This window comes from Bradyrhizobium sp. UFLA03-84, assembly GCF_002289535.1.
Lineage (GTDB): Bacteria > Pseudomonadota > Alphaproteobacteria > Rhizobiales > Xanthobacteraceae > Bradyrhizobium > Bradyrhizobium viridifuturi.
In genome coordinates, this window is the sequence record NZ_NSJY01000013.1 from 1,505,418 (window position 1) to 1,520,831 (window position 15,414).

The 15,414-nt window shown below is 63.9% G+C and carries 16 protein-coding genes; 8 read left to right on the top strand and 8 right to left on the bottom strand.

What is annotated here, in order from left to right; genetic code table 11:
• Window positions 1-51: 51 nt before the first annotated feature.
• A complete protein-coding gene (locus tag CK489_RS21135; protein WP_050626322.1) occupies window positions 52-258 on the bottom strand; it encodes a ferredoxin in 207 nt (68 codons plus the stop codon).
• 232 nt (window positions 259-490) lie between these two features.
• On the bottom strand, window positions 491-1,111 hold the full coding sequence (locus CK489_RS21140) for a TetR/AcrR family transcriptional regulator (RefSeq protein ID WP_095733752.1): 621 nt from the start codon (window positions 1,109-1,111) through the stop codon (window positions 491-493).
• A 103-nt stretch (window positions 1,112-1,214) separates the two neighbouring features.
• On the opposite strand from CK489_RS21140, the gene CK489_RS21145 reads away from it, so the two are divergent.
• The 4 genes from CK489_RS21145 to CK489_RS21160 all read left to right on the top strand — a co-directional run bounded on the left by CK489_RS21145 (window position 1,215) and on the right by CK489_RS21160 (window position 4,021).
• Window positions 1,215-1,961 carry an SDR family NAD(P)-dependent oxidoreductase gene (locus CK489_RS21145; protein WP_095733559.1) on the top strand — a complete coding sequence of 249 codons (747 nt, stop codon included), beginning with the start codon at window positions 1,215-1,217 and terminating at the stop codon, window positions 1,959-1,961.
• Between the two features lie 175 nt (window positions 1,962-2,136).
• Window positions 2,137-2,586, top strand: a complete 450-nt coding sequence (locus CK489_RS21150) for a c-type cytochrome (protein WP_095733560.1) — start codon at window positions 2,137-2,139, stop codon at window positions 2,584-2,586.
• Between the two features lie 95 nt (window positions 2,587-2,681).
• Complete coding sequence (locus CK489_RS21155; RefSeq protein WP_245350447.1) at window positions 2,682-3,251, top strand: hypothetical protein; 570 nt, start codon at window positions 2,682-2,684, stop codon at window positions 3,249-3,251.
• 17 nt (window positions 3,252-3,268) lie between these two features.
• Window positions 3,269-4,021, top strand: a complete 753-nt coding sequence (locus CK489_RS21160; protein ID WP_245350448.1) for a S1C family serine protease — start codon at window positions 3,269-3,271, stop codon at window positions 4,019-4,021.
• A gap of 348 nt (window positions 4,022-4,369) precedes the next feature.
• On the opposite strand, the gene CK489_RS21165 is transcribed toward CK489_RS21160, so the two are convergent.
• On the bottom strand, window positions 4,370-5,107 hold the full coding sequence (locus tag CK489_RS21165; protein ID WP_095733562.1) for a CBS domain-containing protein: 738 nt from the start codon (window positions 5,105-5,107) through the stop codon (window positions 4,370-4,372).
• 178 nt (window positions 5,108-5,285) lie between these two features.
• Here CK489_RS21165 and CK489_RS21170 point away from each other — a divergent pair, with 178 nt between their 5' ends.
• Together CK489_RS21170 and CK489_RS21175 are read left to right on the top strand one after the other, a co-directional pair.
• Window positions 5,286-6,479 carry an OpgC domain-containing protein gene (locus CK489_RS21170; protein ID WP_050626147.1) on the top strand — a complete coding sequence of 398 codons (1,194 nt, stop codon included), beginning with the start codon at window positions 5,286-5,288 and terminating at the stop codon, window positions 6,477-6,479.
• A gap of 205 nt (window positions 6,480-6,684) precedes the next feature.
• Window positions 6,685-7,317, top strand: a complete 633-nt coding sequence (locus tag CK489_RS21175; protein ID WP_050626148.1) for a TetR/AcrR family transcriptional regulator — start codon at window positions 6,685-6,687, stop codon at window positions 7,315-7,317.
• A 6-nt stretch (window positions 7,318-7,323) separates the two neighbouring features.
• Here the strand turns inward: CK489_RS21175 and CK489_RS21180 are convergent, their stop codons facing one another.
• Window positions 7,324-8,745 carry an amidase gene (locus tag CK489_RS21180; protein ID WP_095733563.1) on the bottom strand — a complete coding sequence of 474 codons (1,422 nt, stop codon included), beginning with the start codon at window positions 8,743-8,745 and terminating at the stop codon, window positions 7,324-7,326.
• Window positions 8,746-8,833: 88 nt separating this feature from the next.
• Here CK489_RS21180 and CK489_RS21185 point away from each other — a divergent pair, with 88 nt between their 5' ends.
• A complete protein-coding gene (locus CK489_RS21185; RefSeq protein WP_095733564.1) occupies window positions 8,834-9,685 on the top strand; it encodes an alpha/beta hydrolase in 852 nt (283 codons plus the stop codon).
• Window positions 9,686-9,781: 96 nt separating this feature from the next.
• Here the strand turns inward: CK489_RS21185 and CK489_RS21190 are convergent, their stop codons facing one another.
• Entirely contained in the window at window positions 9,782-10,558 is a 777-nt protein-coding gene (locus tag CK489_RS21190; protein WP_050626151.1) for an SDR family oxidoreductase, read from the bottom strand.
• A 169-nt stretch (window positions 10,559-10,727) separates the two neighbouring features.
• Between CK489_RS21190 and CK489_RS21195 the strand changes: the two genes are divergently transcribed.
• Entirely contained in the window at window positions 10,728-11,804 is a 1,077-nt protein-coding gene (locus tag CK489_RS21195) for a tartrate dehydrogenase (protein ID WP_095733754.1), read from the top strand.
• Window positions 11,805-12,070: 266 nt separating this feature from the next.
• On the opposite strand, the gene CK489_RS21200 is transcribed toward CK489_RS21195, so the two are convergent.
• The 3 genes from CK489_RS21200 to CK489_RS21210 form a co-directional block, all read right to left on the bottom strand.
• Entirely contained in the window at window positions 12,071-12,982 is a 912-nt protein-coding gene (locus tag CK489_RS21200) for an NAD(P)-dependent oxidoreductase (RefSeq protein WP_095733755.1), read from the bottom strand.
• Between the two features lie 31 nt (window positions 12,983-13,013).
• Window positions 13,014-14,264, bottom strand: coding sequence for a Zn-dependent hydrolase (locus tag CK489_RS21205; protein WP_050626152.1), 1,251 nt, complete (start codon window positions 14,262-14,264; stop codon window positions 13,014-13,016).
• Window positions 14,265-14,385: 121 nt separating this feature from the next.
• Window positions 14,386-15,303 carry a LysR family transcriptional regulator gene (locus CK489_RS21210; protein ID WP_095733565.1) on the bottom strand — a complete coding sequence of 306 codons (918 nt, stop codon included), beginning with the start codon at window positions 15,301-15,303 and terminating at the stop codon, window positions 14,386-14,388.
• Window positions 15,304-15,414 lie beyond the last annotated feature (111 nt).

The following is a 15,414-nucleotide window of genomic DNA, read 5'->3' on the forward strand; positions in this document are numbered from 1 at the left end:
ATCAGACGCGGGTCGGCGCAACGGGAGGCGCGCGGCCGTCCCTGCCGGCTGCTATTCCTCGGTGACTTCGATCGCGATTTCCGGGCAGTTGGACTGCGCGAGCCAGGCCTTGTCCTCGAGCCCGGCCGGGACGGTCCCGTCGCCGACCTCATGGGCGTTGCCGTACTCGTCGAGCTCGAACAGTTCGGGGGCGAGCGATTTGCAGCGGGCGTGACCCTGGCATTTGTCCTGGTCGACGCGAATCTTGAGCTTGGACATGCAAGCGCTCTCCCTCGGCTCTGGCGCGCTGCGGAGCGCGCCGGGTTCCTCGTTTTTCATATCATGCAAGTTCTAGCTTGCTTTGGGCGGCCGGTCTGAACTGGCTCACTAAGTTATACTATATTACATTATCGTCCCGCTTTGCCGTCAAGCGAAAACTCGGGGTAGGCCACGGGGATCCGGCGACGGCCACGCGACAGGATGGCCGATGCCCCGCGAAGCGGCAGTTCCCCTAATGCGCCGTAGGCGTTGGCGCTGTGAGCGGGGCCCAGGCGGCGAGGGCGGCGGCGGCGATCTGCTCAAGCTGCTTCCTTGTGGCGCCGTCACGCGCCTGGATCGACATGCCCTGCTGCACCGTGATGTAGTACTTGGCGATCGCGTCGAGATCGGCCGTGGGCGAGATCTCGCCGCGCGCAACGCCCTGGCGCAGCCGTTCGCGCAGCTCCGTCACCGCCTGCGCGCGCCGCTGCACGAGTTCGCGCCGCACGGTCTCGGAATGTTCGTTCGGATGCAGCGCCGACAATACCACGAGGCAGCCCGGCGGGCGTGAGCGGCGGGTAAAGACGCGCGCGGTCTGCATGAGGAAGGTTTCGACGGCCTGGTAGGCGGTGTGCGTCTCGGTCACGGCACCCCAGATCAAGCCACCTTCGCTCGCCACGTAATAATCGAGCGCCTTGCGGAACAGGTCCTCCTTGCTGCCGAAGGCGGCGTACAGGCTGGGCGACGCAATCCCCATTGCCGAGGTGAGGTCGGCCATCGAGGCGCCCTCGTAACCCTTCAGCCAGAACAGCTCCATCGCGCGCGCCAGCGCGGCGTCCTTGTCGAAATTCCGGGGGCGGCCACGCCCAGCCATCGGTTCGTCCATTTCTGTGTCGATCACTAAATAATTGACTTGACGCGTCGGCGCAAGCTTCCTAATTCTGTGTCGATCGTTACATATATGAGATGAGCTGAACATGACCCAATCCCTGCAAGGAAAACGCGCCCTCGTCACCGGCGGCAGCCGCGGCATCGGTGCCGCCATCGCCAGGCGTCTTGCCGCCGAAGGCGCCGACGTCGCCATCACCTATGAACGTTCGGCCGACCGCGCCGAAGCCGTCGGAGCGGAGATCAGGAAACAGGGCCGCCGCGCGCTGGCGCTGCGGGCGGATAGCGCGGACGCGAGTGCCGTGCGCGGCGCGGTGAACGCGGCCGCCAAGGAATTCGGCGGTCTGGACATCCTCGTGAACAATGCCGGCATCTTCCGTGGCGGCGGACCGATCGACGCCGTCACGCTGGAGGATATCGACGCCACGCTGGCCGTGAACGTGCGGGCGGTGGTGGTCGCATCGCAGGCCGCGGTCGCGCATATGGGCGAGGGCGGGCGCATCATCAATATCGGCAGCAACCTTGCCAGCCGGGTGCCCGATGCCGGCATGAGCCTCTATTCAATGAGCAAGTCGGCGTTGATTGCCTGGACCCAGGGTCTCGCCCGTGACCTCGGCGGCCGCGGCATCACGGTCAATATCGTCCATCCCGGCTCGACCAATACCGACATGAACCCGGCTGATGGCGAGCAGGCCGAGGCGCAACGCGCGCGCATGGCCATCAAGCGCTACGGCAAGGCCGATGACGTCGCTGCCCTGGTCGCGTTTGTTGCCGGTCCCGAAGCGGGCTCGATCAATGGTGCCGGCCTCACCGTCGACGGCGGCGCCAACGCCTGACGTTGCCCGCCACGGCGACGCGTGCACTCGTTGCGGCGGCGTTACGCACCTGGATGCCAAGGTGTCGGCTGGCTGCTTACGCCGCAAGGCGCGCACGCCGGGTCCGTTGATCTGCGTCAAGCTGGAGGAAACCCAACACAGCTAGACAGAGTCATCCGAAGCCGGGGGGCGCGATATGATGACCCGTTGCCTTAAGTCGCTGATGATTGCCGGCCTGACCGTTGCTTTCGCTGCGCCCGTTCACGCCGAAGGCGCCGATGTCGGAAAGGCGGAATTTCGGGCGTCGTGCGCAACCTGCCATGGTATGGATGGAAAGGGTAAGGGACCGGTCAGGGAACTGCTGAAGGTGCCGCCGGCCGATCTGACGGCCTTGGCCAAGAACAACAACGGCGTCTTTCCGACGAGTGCCGTCTATCAAATCATCGATGGGCGCAACAAAGTTCCCGCTCACGGCACGCATGAAATGCCAATCTGGGGGGAACGATTCAACCCCATCATGAACGTGCCTCACACTGTTGATCCGGCCTACGATGCGCTCGATCCGTCGCGGGAATTGCGGGAGGTCGTTGTGCGAACGCGGATCCTCGCCGTGATCGACTATCTGAACGGCATCCAGCAGAAGTAGCGGCCAAGGGCGACTTGGATGACCGTCTCGCCGCGCTCGCCCGTGGCAGCCGATCGCTCGCGGTCACATACGCATCAAGGCGGACGCGTCCCTGATTGATTCTCATCAAGGCCATCGCAAGCAATGGCGCTAGTGGTCTTGCAGAAAGCGGAGGATCGACGATGACTGGCATAGTGCTTGATGCCCAGCAAATTCAGAACGCCCCGGCGCCCGTTCGTCTCTGGCTTGAGCAGCAGATATCGGCGCTTCTCGCTGCAAGCTCGGTAACCGGAGCGCCGTCGCCGCGGCTGGCTGCCTGCACAGAGGCCCAGGCTGCGAACCTTCTCAATCGAATTAGACAGGTGCCATCCGCTGTCGAGGTGCTCTTCGGGCTTGCCCATCCCGAGATCTCCTACGGCGACCCGCCAGTCGTGACGTTTCGCCTGCTTGATCTTCAGCGTCGTGCCGGTCTCGAAAACATCACCCGACTGCTGGAATGTCTCGACCTCATCAATCAGGCGTTTGCGGAGATATGTGAGGATCCGGCGGCGAGGTTCTGCGATTTTGACGCCGCGGGGCATTGCTCGGTTCTGCCAACCACCCAGGGCAGTATTGCTGCATTATGGAAGGCAATCATCGCGGCGGAGCGGCGGTCTGGCGCGCTGCCGATCGCCGCAGCCGAATAGTGCGCGGCGAGTGCGAGATGATCCCGCAAAGGGCCTGCCGCGCGTTGGCGAGGCCCTGGGCTGATCTGTTGTCATCATTGATCGTCGTTGTGACGTCGGGTCTCCTGCTGCTCTGGGCCGGACAGGTGCAAGCGGGAGAAATCCGGGACGTGCAGACGCTTGCGCCTCTGGTTGGAAAGATCATCCGAACTGTCGTCAGCATAAGGGTCGGTACCGGAATGGCGGCAGCCTCCGGGTCGGTGAACACTGGTCTTCCCATGACGAAGGAGGTGTCTGGTGCGGGCGTCATCATCAAGTCGGAGTCCGGATTGATCGTGACGAGCAATCATCTGATCGACGGCGCCAAGTCACTCTCGGTCGAATTGTCGGACGGACGCCGGTTTGAGGCGAAGTTCGTGGTGGCCGACGAGCGCCATGACCTGGCCATGCTGATGGTTTCGGCCTCCGGCCTCACCGCAGCTACCGTCGGTCGATCGGTCGATGCCGAGCCGGGCGATTTCGTGCTTGCAGTCGGGGGGACGGCGGGACTCGCTCAAGGCGTCAGTTTCGGCATTGTCAGCGCTCTGCATCGTTCGCGCGCCGGCATTCCCTGCCAGGATCTCATCCAGACCGACGCCTTGCTTGATCATGGCAGCTCGGGCGGACCGCTGTTCAATCTGCGGGGCGAGGTGATCGGCATTGTTGTTGCCACCACCGGCGAGACCGAGCGGGGCTTTGGCCTGGCAATCCCTTCGGATGCGATTGATCGCATCTTCGTCAGATTGACTTAAACCCCCGCATGATCGCGGGTCGATCTTGAGGTGTTCGGTCAGGCTGTTGGCGCGCGACGAGGGCGAAACATATTGCGTCTCGTGACGTGGCAGAGGGTCGCACGCCGGATTTGATGCAGGTCAAATCCGTCTCCCGGCAATTCGCTTTACTTGAGCTGCGCAAATCCCCCAATTGCGCACAGTAAGCCCATTGAAGCTGTCGGCTGCCGCCCAGCTGGCGGCTTCTTTGGGCCGCGGTCGCAGATCCTGACGAGAAGTCCATCGGAGTCATGTTCGCGAACACTGCCGCAATCCATCCCGCCGGCAAATGAACGCCGGATCCGACGGCGCGAAGCAGCGCAATCGGCTCTACAAGGGCTGATCATCCTCTGTCGAAGGCTCTTCCTGCACGGAGACGAAGTCGCCGCCGCCATAATCCTCCTCCGGCGGTGGGTAAGTGATCTTCGCCAGCTGGTCTTCGACCCGCTTGACACCCGCAACGTTCTCCGCCGCGACGGTCGTAGCTTTGCGCGCGTTGTCGCTCCGGATGTTGCCGCGCAAGCTGACGATCCCGTCATGCACGCTGACGTTCAGCGCCGCGGGGCGCCAGGACGCATGCGCGAGTGCGGCAATCACCGCCGCGCGAATCTGATCGTCGTTGGCGGAAGTGGAGACTCGTTCGAAGCCGAGGTTTCCGATCGCGGTCATGAAGTCCGCGCGCGTCACCATCCCGACCAGGCTCCCGTCGCGCATGACCGGAAACCGTGTGACGCCGTGCGATTCCATAAGTTGAACGACTTGCTCGAGCGGCATGTTCTCGTCGACGATGATCGGATCGGGCGACATGATCTCGTTGACCTTGCGGCCATGCTGGCGGGCGAAATCGAGTGCGACTTGGCTCGTGCCCGCAAGCATGGCGAGCCAGCGGCCGCGACGCTTCTCGGTTCCAAGCTCGACGCGCCGAATGAAGTCTCCGTCGGACAGTATGCCGATGAGCGCGCCATTCTGATCGACCACAGGAAGGCCACTGATGTGGTGAGACAGCATCGTCTTGATGGCATCGCTCACCGATGCATCCGCATCGATTGTGATGACGTTCCGTGACATGATCTCCCTTACCCGCACGGCGTAGATCCTCCGACTTGAGCTAATGGTTCAGCTAACTCCCGGAAAGGACGAGCGTTGTTGATATTTATCAACCGGACGATCGTGCATTGCGCTGATATGCCAGCGATGTGAGAGGCAATTGGGGCCTGGGTGGCCGACGACGGTTGGTAATAGTCCAATGCTTTCCGACTGTGTGACTGGTCGCTCGAACAGCGGGAATTCCCGCCAGCATTCCGCATCGCCGACCTTTCATCAGGGGAGGCAGGACAGCGCGGCGCTGGACCGCGATCTCCGGCTGGATCTGTGCCGAGGTCTTGCACTCTGGTGCATCTTCCTCGATCACATTCCCAACAACGTCTTCAGCTGGTTGACCCTGCACCACTATGGCTTCAGCGATGCGACCGAAGTCTTCATGTTCGTGTCCGGCGTGACCTGTGCACTGAGCTACGGCGATGTCCGCCGTCGCGACGGATGGACTTCAGTCGTCGCGCATACGCTGCTGCGAAGCTGGGAGATCTATGTCGCCTTTCTCATCCTGACCGTGGCTCTTGCCATGGTCGTGTACGGCTGGGGAAGCGACAGCCTGGCGGACCAAGCCAACGTGAAGGTCCTGCTGCAAGATCCGGGCGCAGCCCTGAGCTACGCCGCCATCCTGATGTACCGCCCAGTGAACACGGATGCCCTGCCAACCTTCGTGCTCTTTCATCTATCGTTTGCACCTGTCCTGTGGGGAATGTTGAAGTTTCCCAACGCGTCTCTGCTGCTCTCCGCGCTCGTCTACGTGCTGGTCCGATTGTACGGCTGGAACTTGCCGGAGTGGCCGACCAATCAATGGTACTTCAATCCGCTTGCCTGGCAGTTCCTGGTCGTTATCGGGGCGTGGTGGGCCACGCGAGGCCATCGGATACTTTCGCAGGTAATCGTTGCGAGGCCCGTCGTTCTGCTCGCGATCGCGTACATCGGTTTCAGTCTGGTGGTCGCATTGAGTTGGGAGATCGCGCCACTGGCGGCCGCGATTCCCGACTACATCCAGCGGTTGATCTATCCGATCAACAAGCCCGATCTGGACCCGCTGCGGCTGCTGCATTTCCTGGCGATCGCCATCGTCGTGGCGAGGTTCGTGCCGACGAATTGGCGCGGATTTGGCACGGTCGTTCTGAAAGGAGCAATTCGTTGCGGCGAGCGTTCGCTCGAAACCTACTGTGTGGCCGTCGTGCTTTCCCTGCTGGCGGATTTGTATCTCATCAAGGTGTCCGACAGCATCGCGGCACAGTTCGTGGTGAGTGCCGTAGGGGTCGTGGCGCTGGTTCTGTTTGCGACATCCATCACCTGGATCGGCAAACGAAGCCGGCAACATCCGAAACTGCTATAGAGGGGCCGGGGTCGATCGCACCGTCGCCAAAGTTCTGGCGCAGATCCATTCAAAGCACCGCAATTTCTGCTGGAGATCAGCCCGGGCAGCTTCGCGGCCACGGTAAATCGGCTTCGCGTTTTCAAAATAAGTGAGTGACGTAAGTCTTTGATTTCGCTACTCTGTCCTTCTCAAGACTCACTTCGTAGCCCACCAACCTGCCGCAATGGGACAAATCGTTCGCAAGCCGTTCAAGACCTACCACCATGGCGACCTCCGCGAGGCCCTGATCCAGGCCGCGTTGCGCGAGGTCGAGCTCGGTGGTCCCGAGGCGATCAGCATCAAGGCGCTAGCCAAGCAACTCGGCGTCTCGCAGCCAGCGCCGTACCGGCATTTTGCCGACCGCGAGGCGCTGCTGGAGGCGGTGACCGCGGAGGCGTTCCGGCAGTTCAACGTCATCATGCGCGAGGCGATCGAGCAGCCCGGCAAGGGCTCGAAACTGTCGCGCTTTGCCCAGGCTGCGCTGGCCTTCGGGCTCGAGCGCCACGGCATCTATCGCTTGATGTTCGCGTCCCGAACCATGGCCTGCGCGCCGGTCGGCAGCGAGCTGCACGTTGCGGCGATGGAAACGCTGGCGCTGCTGATCGAGTCGTTCGAGGCGCCGGCGGTGGGGCTGCTGCGCGAGCGGCAGGCGCTCAAGATCTGGGCCGGGCTGCACGGCATCGTGATGCTCGCAGAGCAGGGCCTGCTCACCGGCGAGGTCGCCCAGATCAGCCGCGAGGAGCTGATGGACGAGATCGTCGAGCAGACCAAGCTCGCGCTGTCGGTCGCGCTGCAGGCGACGGAAGAGAAGGCGTAAGGCGCCTTATCGCGGCGGCCGCGGATCGATCGGGGTGGAGCCGCGCACGCCGAGAATATCCTCCAGCACTTTCGCGCCGGCCAGAAGCTTCGCCTCGGCGCGCGGCTTGGCGACCATCTGCAGGCCGACCGGCAGGCCCGACGCGGTGAAGCCGCAGGGCAGCGACAGCGCCGGGCAGCAAGCCAGCGTGATCGCATAGACGATGCCGAGCCATTCGACGTAATTGTCGAACTTCTTGCCGTCGCATTCGGCGACATAGCGGTGCTCGAGCGGGAACGGCGGCACGATGGTCGCGGGTGCCAGCAGCAGGTCATACTTGTCGAAGAACTCGAGCGCACGCGCAGTGATCGCGACGCGCTGCGCCTCGGCGCGCGCGAGCTTCTCGACCGTGAGCTTCAGCCCTTCCTCGATGTTCCAGATCACCTCGGGCTTGAGCAGGTCGCGCTTGGTGCGCAGCAAGTCGGCCTTGGTGATCGCGAAATCGAACGCGCGCAGCACGTGGAAGCATTCATGGGCTTCGCTGAAGTCGGGAGACGCCTCCTCGACGATCGCGCCGGCTTCCGCGAAACGCTCGGCCGCCTTGCGCGTCACCGCCTTGACCTCTGGATCAACAGGCGTGATGCCGAAATCGGGCGAATAGGCGATGCGCTTCGGCTTCTGGTTGGAGCGCGCCGCAGAGAGGAACGATGTCGGCAGCGTGGGCAGCGACAGCGGATCGGCGGCGTGCTCGCCGCTCATCGCGTCCAGCAGCAGCGCGAGGTCCTCGACATTGCGCGCCATCGGTCCCTGCTGGCCGAGCGTGCGGTCGACGCCGAATTTCGGTGTCTGCGCGACGCGGCCGATCGACGGCCGCAGCCCGACGATGCCGCAGAAGCTCGCCGGATTGCGCAGGCTGCCGCCCATGTCGGAGCCGTGCGCGAGCCATGCGGTGCCGCTGGCGAGCGCCGCCGCAGCGCCGCCGGAGGAGCCGGCCGCCGAGCGTGACGTGTCCCAGGGATTGCGGGTCGGGCCGAACACCTCGTTGAAGGTGTTGGCGCCGGCGCCGAATTCAGGCGTGTTCGACTTGGCGTAGATCACGCCGCCATTCTGTTCGAGGCGCTCGACCAGGATGTCGGATTTCGCCGGGACGTTGTCCTTGTAGATCGGCGAGCCCAGCGTGGTCAGCACGCCGGAGACGGCGGTGAGGTCTTTGATCGGCACGGGAAGGCCCGCGAGCAGGCCGCGCTCGCCGGCCGGCTTCTGCATCAGCGCCTTGGCATGGGCGCGGGCGCGATCGAAGCAGAGCGTTGGCAGCGCGTTGACCTTGCCGTCGACCTCGGCGATGCGCTGCTCCAGCACGTCAAGCAGATCGAGCGGCGTGACGTCACCGGCTTTCAGTTTGTCGACGACGGCACACGCCGTTTCCTTCACCAAACCCTGATCAGCCATGCGTCGTTGCTCCTATGTGTTCTGTTTCCTTGTGCTGTAGAACATTTCCTGCCGTCGTGGCAATGCGACGAGAACCGAAGGGGCAGGGATGGCAGCGTTGTTTTCTGCGCTGGACTGGCGCGCGATGAGCCAGCAGGAGCGCGACCTCGGCTTGAACAACGGCGTGGCCGTCAAGGGCAGCGCCGAGATCGCCGCCGGCTGGGAGCAGCGCTCCGCGGTGCTGCGGCAAAGGCATCCGCAGCATCTGGACCTTAGGTACGGCCCGCGTGAACGCAACCGGATCGATTTCCTCAAAGCCGGCGACGGCGCGCTGACGCTGGTGTTCATCCATGGCGGCTATTGGCAGACCCGCGCCAAGGAGGTGTTCACGATCTTTGCAGAGGGGCCGATGGCGCATGGCATCAATGTCGCGCTGATCGGCTACACGCTGGCGCCGGATGCGACGCTCGACGACATCGTCGCCGAGATTCACGCCGGCATCGATTTTCTTGCCGGGCAGTTGCCCAGGCTCGGCGCCGCTACTAACGGCATCGTCGTGTCGGGCTGGTCGGCCGGCGGCCATCTGACATCGATGGCGTTGTCGAACGCTCATGTCCGGGCCGGCATGGCGATCTCGGGCATCTATGACCTCGAGCCGATCAGGCATTCCTACCTCAACGAGAAGCTCAGGCTCGACGAAGCCTCCTCGCGACGCAATTCACCGATGACGCAGGAGGGCGGCACCGCAAAGCCGCTGTCGCTGGTGGTCGGCAGTGCCGAGCTGCCGCTACTGCGCAAGCAGACCGCCGATTTCGCCGGCCATCGCGCCCGCTACGGCTTGCCGGTGACCTATGAGGAGATCGAAGGCGCCGATCATTTCTCGATCATGAACCAGATGCTGGCGCCGCAGGGCCGGATCACGACGCTGATCAGGCAATTGTTCGAGCGAACGGCGACCTAAGCCGTCATTGCGAGGAGCGAAGCGACGAAGCAATCCATCGCTCCGCAAGCGGCGAGATGGATTGCTTCGCTTCGCTCGCAATGACGTGGAGAAGACCTAGCCCCACCCCGACGTCAGCCCGCCGTCCACCGTGTAGATCACGCCCGACGTATAACCCGCGCGATCGGAGGCGAGGAACGCCATCAGGTCGCCGATCTCGCGCGCATGCGCGGGGCGGCCGAGCGGCAGGCCTTTCTGGAATTCCTTGTAGCGGTTCTCGTCGCCGAACTGGTTCTTGGCGCGGGTCTTGAGCAGGGTGACGTGGCGGTCGGTGCCGACGGGGCCGGGGTTGATGCCGACGACGCGGATGTTGTCGGCGAGGCTCTTGCCGCCGAGCGCGCGGGTGAACGACATCAGCGCCGCATTGCCGGCGCTGCCGCAGATGTAGTTGGCGTCGAACTTCTCGCCGGCCGCGCCGATGTCGTTGACGATCACGCCGCCGCCGCGCGCCTTCATCTGGGCATAGATCGCGCGCGTCAGATTGACATAGCCGAACACCTTGAGCTCCCATGCGTGCCGCCAGGTCGCCTCGTCGATCTTGTCGATCGAGCCGCCCGGGATGTCGCCGGCATTGTTGACCAGGATGTCGATGTCGGCAGCCTCCTTTGCCAACCGCGCCAGGTCTTCGGATTTGCGCAGGTCGACCACGCTGATCGCGGCATCGATCTGGTGCGCGGAACGCAGCCGTTCGGCCAGCGCCTTGAGTTGGTCGCCGTTGCGGGCGGCGAGCAGCAGATTGGCGCCTTCCTCGGCGAAGGCTTCGGCGGCGGCCGCGCCAATGCCCTTGGAGGCGCCGGTGATCAGGACACGCTTGCCGCGCAGATGCAGATCCATGGGATGTCTCGCTTTGGTATGAGGAGTGGGTGTCGGCGAAATTGGTGGGGCAGGGTCGCGCCGCGGTCAACACTGCACTGCAGCGTTGCGCTCGCGCGAAGTTTGGTCCATTGCAGGACCATCAGGATAGGCGGCATTGCCGGCCGGGCAAATCACAAGGGTGTTCTCGATGAGCAGCAAAAAGCAGTATCGGATTGCGGTCATTCCCGGCGACGGCATCGGCAAGGAAGTGATGCCGGAGGGCCTGCGCGTCATCGAGGCGGCGGCGAAGAAGCATGGCGTCGACGTCAAGTTCGACCATTTCGACTTCGCCTCCTACGACTATTACGAGAAGCACGGCGAGATGATGCCGGCCGACTGGAAGGACAAGATCGGCAAGCATGACGCGATCTATTTCGGCGCGGTCGGCTGGCCGGCCAAGATCCCGGACCACATCTCGCTGTGGGGCTCGCTGATCAAGTTCCGGCGCGAGTTCGACCAGTACGTCAATCTGCGCCCGGTGCGGCTGATGCCCGGCGTGCCGTCGCCGCTGGCGAACCGCAAGCCCGGCGACATCGACTTCTGGGTGGTGCGCGAGAACACCGAAGGTGAATATTCCTCGGTCGGCGGCCGCATGTTCCCGGACACCGACCGCGAATTCGTCACCCAGCAGACCGTGATGACCCGCACCGGCGTCGATCGCATCCTGAAATTTGCCTTTGATCTCGCGCAGTCGCGGCCGAAGAAGCATCTGACCTCGGCGACTAAGTCGAACGGCATCTCCATCACCATGCCCTATTGGGACGAGCGGGTGGAGGCGATGGCCAAGAAGTATCCCGGCGTGAAGTGGGACAAGTACCACATCGACATCCTCACCGCGAACTTCGTGCTGCATCCGGACTGGTTCGACGTCGTGGTCGGCTCCAACCTGTTCGGGGACATCCTCTCCGACCTCGGCCCGGCCTGCACCGGCACCATCGGCATCGCGCCGTCGGGCAACATCAATCCGGAGGGCAATTTCCCCTCGGTGTTCGAGCCGGTGCACGGCTCGGCGCCTGATATCGCAGGCCAGGGCATCGCCAACCCGATCGGCATGATCTGGTCGGGCGCGATGATGCTGGAGCATCTCGGCGAGAAGCAGGCTGCTAGCGCCATCGTCGGCGCGATCGAGCGCACGCTCGGCGAACGTACGCTGCGCACCAGGGATCTCGGCGGCAACGCCGACACCACGGCGTGCGGCAAGGCGGTGGCGGAGATGGTGGATTAAGCCACATTGCCAGTCACGGGGTCGTCCTGGCGAAAGCCAGGACCCATTACCCCGTGTGCGTGTTGGCTTGCTAGGTCTGACCCTCTTCCCCTTGTGGGAGAGGGTAGCTCGTGGCCCAACCCCGTGCCGTCGTCCCTGCGAAAGCAGGGGCCCATAACGACAGGGCCGTGTTGTTAGGGCTCGCTGTGGCCCCAGCGTTCGCAACAAAGTGAAGCGGTGGTTATGGGTCCCGGCTCGCGCTTCGCTTGGCCGGGACGACGGCGGAGTTACCCCTTCACGATCCTTCGGCAATGCTCCCATGCCGCGTGGATCAAATTCTCGCTCGCCTCCGGCGTGCGGAAGGCGGAGTGTGCCGACAGAGTCACGTTCGCAATCTTGGTCAGCGGATGATCCTTCGGCAGCGGCTCGATGTTGTAGACGTCGAGGCCGGCGTGGCGGATGTGGCCGGAGTTGAGCGCATCGATCATCGCCTGCTCGTCGACGATGGCGCCGCGCGCGGTGTTGATCAGCACCACGCCCTTCTTCATCTTCGCGATCTTGTCGCGCGTGATCATGCCGCGGGTCTCGTCGTTGAGCAGCAGATGGAGCGAAACCACGTCGCTCGTTGCCAGCACGGTGTCGAGATCGACAAATTCCACGCCCGGATGGCTCTTCGGCGACCGGTTCCAGGCGATCACCTTCATGCCGCTGCCGAGCGCAATGCGGGCGACCTCGGCGGCGATGCCGCCGAAGCCGACGAGGCCAAGCGTCTTGCCGGTGAGCTGCATGCCGTCTTCGCGCAGCCAGTTGCCGGCGCGCATCTCGCGGTCCATCTGCGCGATCACCCGCGCCGACGACCACATCAGCGCGATCGCGGACTCCGCGACCGCGGTGTCGCCATAGCCCTTGATCAGGTGCACGGCGATGCCGAGCTCGGCGAGCTCCTCCGGATTCATGTAGCTGCGCGCGCCGGTGCCGAGGAACACGACATGCTTCAGGCCGGCGCACTTCTTCGCGATGTCGGTCGGCAGCGCGGTGTGGTCGACCACCGCGATCTCGGCGCCGTCGAGCACGGCCGGATAGTCCTCGGGCTTGATGTCCGGGTTGCGGTTGATCCGCATCGCGGGATCGCCGGGTTTTTCCAGGCGCTCTGTGATGACAGCGAGCGATTCATTGGCGTCGACGAACACTGCGCGCACGAAAGCCTCCATCGAAGGGGAGATATGAAGATCAGGATGCGACGCCGGCGAGCGCCAGCACCGTGTGCATCAGGACGTTGGCGCCGGCGGCGCAATCGGCCTGCTTGGCGTCTTCCAGCTCATTGTGGCTGATGCCGTCCTTGCAGGGCACGAACACCATCGCCGCCGGCATCACCGTGTTGAGGTTGCAGGCGTCGTGTCCGGCGCCGGAGGTGATGCGGCGATGCGAATAGCCGAGCTGGGTTGCCGCATTCTCGACCGCGTCGACCAGCTTCGGATCGAAATGCGTCGGTGCCTTGCGCCAGACCAGGTCGAGCTGCACCTCGACCTTGCGCTTTGCTGCGATCTCGACGATGGCGGCACGCAGGTCACGGTCCAGCGCATCCATGATCCCTGCATCGGCGCTGCGGCAATCCACCGTGAAGGCGATTTCGCCGGGGATGACGTTGCGCGAGGGGCTTGCGATGACCGCCTCGCCGATGGTGCCGACCGCCTTCGGTCCGTGCTTCTTCGCGATACTCTCCATCGCCAGCACGATCTCCGACAGCGTCGCCAGCGCATCGCGGCGCAGCGGCATCGGGGTCGAGCCGGCGTGGCTCTCGAAGCCCGTGATCTTGCCGTCGTACCACAACACGCCCTGGCCGGAATCGACCACGCCGATGGTCTTGCCCTCGGCCTCCAGGATCGGGCCCTGCTCGATATGCAGCTCGACGAAGCCTGAGAATTTCTGCCGGCCGACCGGGGTATCGCCGCGATAGCCGATCGAATCCAGCGCCTGCGCCACGGTGACGCCTTCGGCGTCCTTGCGCGACAGGATGTCGTCGGTGGTGAAGTCGCCGACATAGGCGGCCGAAGCCATCATCGCCGGCGCAAAGCGCGAGCCTTCCTCGTTGGTCCAGTTGCAGATGCAGATCGGCAGCTCGGTCTCGATCCCGGCATCGTTCAAGGTGCGGACCAGTTCGAGCCCGGCGAGCGTGCCGAGGATGCCGTCATATTTGCCGCCGGTCGGCTGGGTGTCGAGGTGCGAGCCGACGCCGATCGGGGGCTTCGACATGTCCCGGCCCTTGCGCAGGCCGAACATCGAACCGAGCGCGTCGACATGCACGTCCAGGCCGGCGTCCTCGCAAGCCTTGCGGAACCAGTCGCGCACCTGCTTGTCCTCGGCGCCGAGGGTCAGCCGCCGCACGCCGCCCTTTGGCGTTGCACCGAACTGTGCGGTTTCGTGGATGGTGCCCCAGAGGCGGGCGGAATCGATCTGCAGGTTGGTGGCGGCTCGGCTCATGTCGTCAGTCCATTCCAGCTGTCATTCCGGGGCGATGCGTCAGCATCGAACCCGGACTCTCGAGATTCCGGGTTCGGCTCTTCGAGCCGCCCCGGAATGACGGTTGATTGTCCGGCAATCGTCAATGACGCGCCACTCTCGCGCCGTCAACCGCCACGCTCGTCTGTGCGATCTGCCGGGCGAGATTGGCGACGCGCTCGATGGCGACCGCATCGGGGGAGGCGAGCCAGCTCGCGGTGAAGGTGAGGGGCGGCAGCTTGAGGTCGGTGTCGAGCAGTTGCAAGCGCCCGTCGGCAAGCTCGTTCTCGACGATCGCCGACGGAATCACCGCGATGCCAAGCCCTTCATTGGCCATGTGGATCACGGTCGCGAGCGAAGTCGAGGCGTGCAGCCGGATCGGCGGCAGATCGGGTGCATTGAACAAGGCGCGTACGGTCTCGTAGGGCTGGGTCTTGCGCGGAAAGGTGATGATCGGAAACCGCGCCAGATCCTGCCGCGCAACCGGGCCGGAGCCGAGGCCGAGCGAGGGGCTTGCCAGGAAACCGATCGGATAATCGCACAGCACATGGTTGTGCGCGCCGGATGCGGAGACCGGTCCGAGCACGAAGGCGAGTTCGATCTCCTGCGCCAGCAGCCGCGGCGTCAGATTGGGCGTGATGTCGACCTCGATCTCGAGCGACAGGTTCGGGTAGATCTCGTTGACGCTCTTGACCAGCCGCGGCAGCCAGGTGTGCACGATGGTCTCCGCGACACCGAGCCGCAGCGCGCCGCGCATCGCCGAACGGTCACCGACCTCGGCCATCATTTCCGAACGCAGGCCGATCAGTTTCTCGGCATAGATCAGCATCAGCCGCCCGCTCGGCGTCGGCGAGGCCACCCTGTGGTCGCGGTTGAGCAGCTTGACGCCCATCTCGCGCTCGAGCTGGGCAATGCGCTGTGAGATCGCCGGCTGGGTGGTGTTGAGCCGCTGGGCGGCGCCGCGGAAGCTGCCGAGCTTGACGACCCAGAGAAATGTTTCGATCGAGCGGAAGTCCGTCATGGAAGCATTTTCCCAGATCGATAAATCTATTTTATCGATTTTGATTAGAAAGGACGATTAGACATTATATCACGCTTGGTGTTGGTTTGTCCTTGTCGAGATTATGGGCAG

What these genes read in the sequence shown, in the direction of transcription:
- CK489_RS21135 (WP_050626322.1), bottom strand. Translation starts at nt 258, where the DNA reads ATGTCCAAGCTCAAGATTCGCGTCGACCAGGACAAATGCCAGGGTCAC.
- CK489_RS21140 (WP_095733752.1), bottom strand. Translation starts at nt 1,111, where the DNA reads ATGGCTGGGCGTGGCCGCCCCCGGAATTTCGACAAGGACGCCGCGCTG.
- CK489_RS21145 (WP_095733559.1), top strand. Translation starts at nt 1,215, where the DNA reads ATGACCCAATCCCTGCAAGGAAAACGCGCCCTCGTCACCGGCGGCAGC.
- CK489_RS21150 (WP_095733560.1), top strand. Translation starts at nt 2,137, where the DNA reads ATGATGACCCGTTGCCTTAAGTCGCTGATGATTGCCGGCCTGACCGTT.
- CK489_RS21160 (WP_245350448.1), top strand. Translation starts at nt 3,269, where the DNA reads ATGATCCCGCAAAGGGCCTGCCGCGCGTTGGCGAGGCCCTGGGCTGAT.
- CK489_RS21165 (WP_095733562.1), bottom strand. Translation starts at nt 5,107, where the DNA reads ATGTCACGGAACGTCATCACAATCGATGCGGATGCATCGGTGAGCGAT.
- CK489_RS21170 (WP_050626147.1), top strand. Translation starts at nt 5,286, where the DNA reads ATGCTTTCCGACTGTGTGACTGGTCGCTCGAACAGCGGGAATTCCCGC.
- CK489_RS21175 (WP_050626148.1), top strand. Translation starts at nt 6,685, where the DNA reads ATGGGACAAATCGTTCGCAAGCCGTTCAAGACCTACCACCATGGCGAC.
- CK489_RS21180 (WP_095733563.1), bottom strand. Translation starts at nt 8,745, where the DNA reads ATGGCTGATCAGGGTTTGGTGAAGGAAACGGCGTGTGCCGTCGTCGAC.
- CK489_RS21185 (WP_095733564.1), top strand. Translation starts at nt 8,834, where the DNA reads ATGGCAGCGTTGTTTTCTGCGCTGGACTGGCGCGCGATGAGCCAGCAG.
- CK489_RS21190 (WP_050626151.1), bottom strand. Translation starts at nt 10,558, where the DNA reads ATGGATCTGCATCTGCGCGGCAAGCGTGTCCTGATCACCGGCGCCTCC.
- CK489_RS21195 (WP_095733754.1), top strand. Translation starts at nt 10,728, where the DNA reads ATGAGCAGCAAAAAGCAGTATCGGATTGCGGTCATTCCCGGCGACGGC.
- CK489_RS21205 (WP_050626152.1), bottom strand. Translation starts at nt 14,264, where the DNA reads ATGAGCCGAGCCGCCACCAACCTGCAGATCGATTCCGCCCGCCTCTGG.
- CK489_RS21210 (WP_095733565.1), bottom strand. Translation starts at nt 15,303, where the DNA reads ATGACGGACTTCCGCTCGATCGAAACATTTCTCTGGGTCGTCAAGCTC.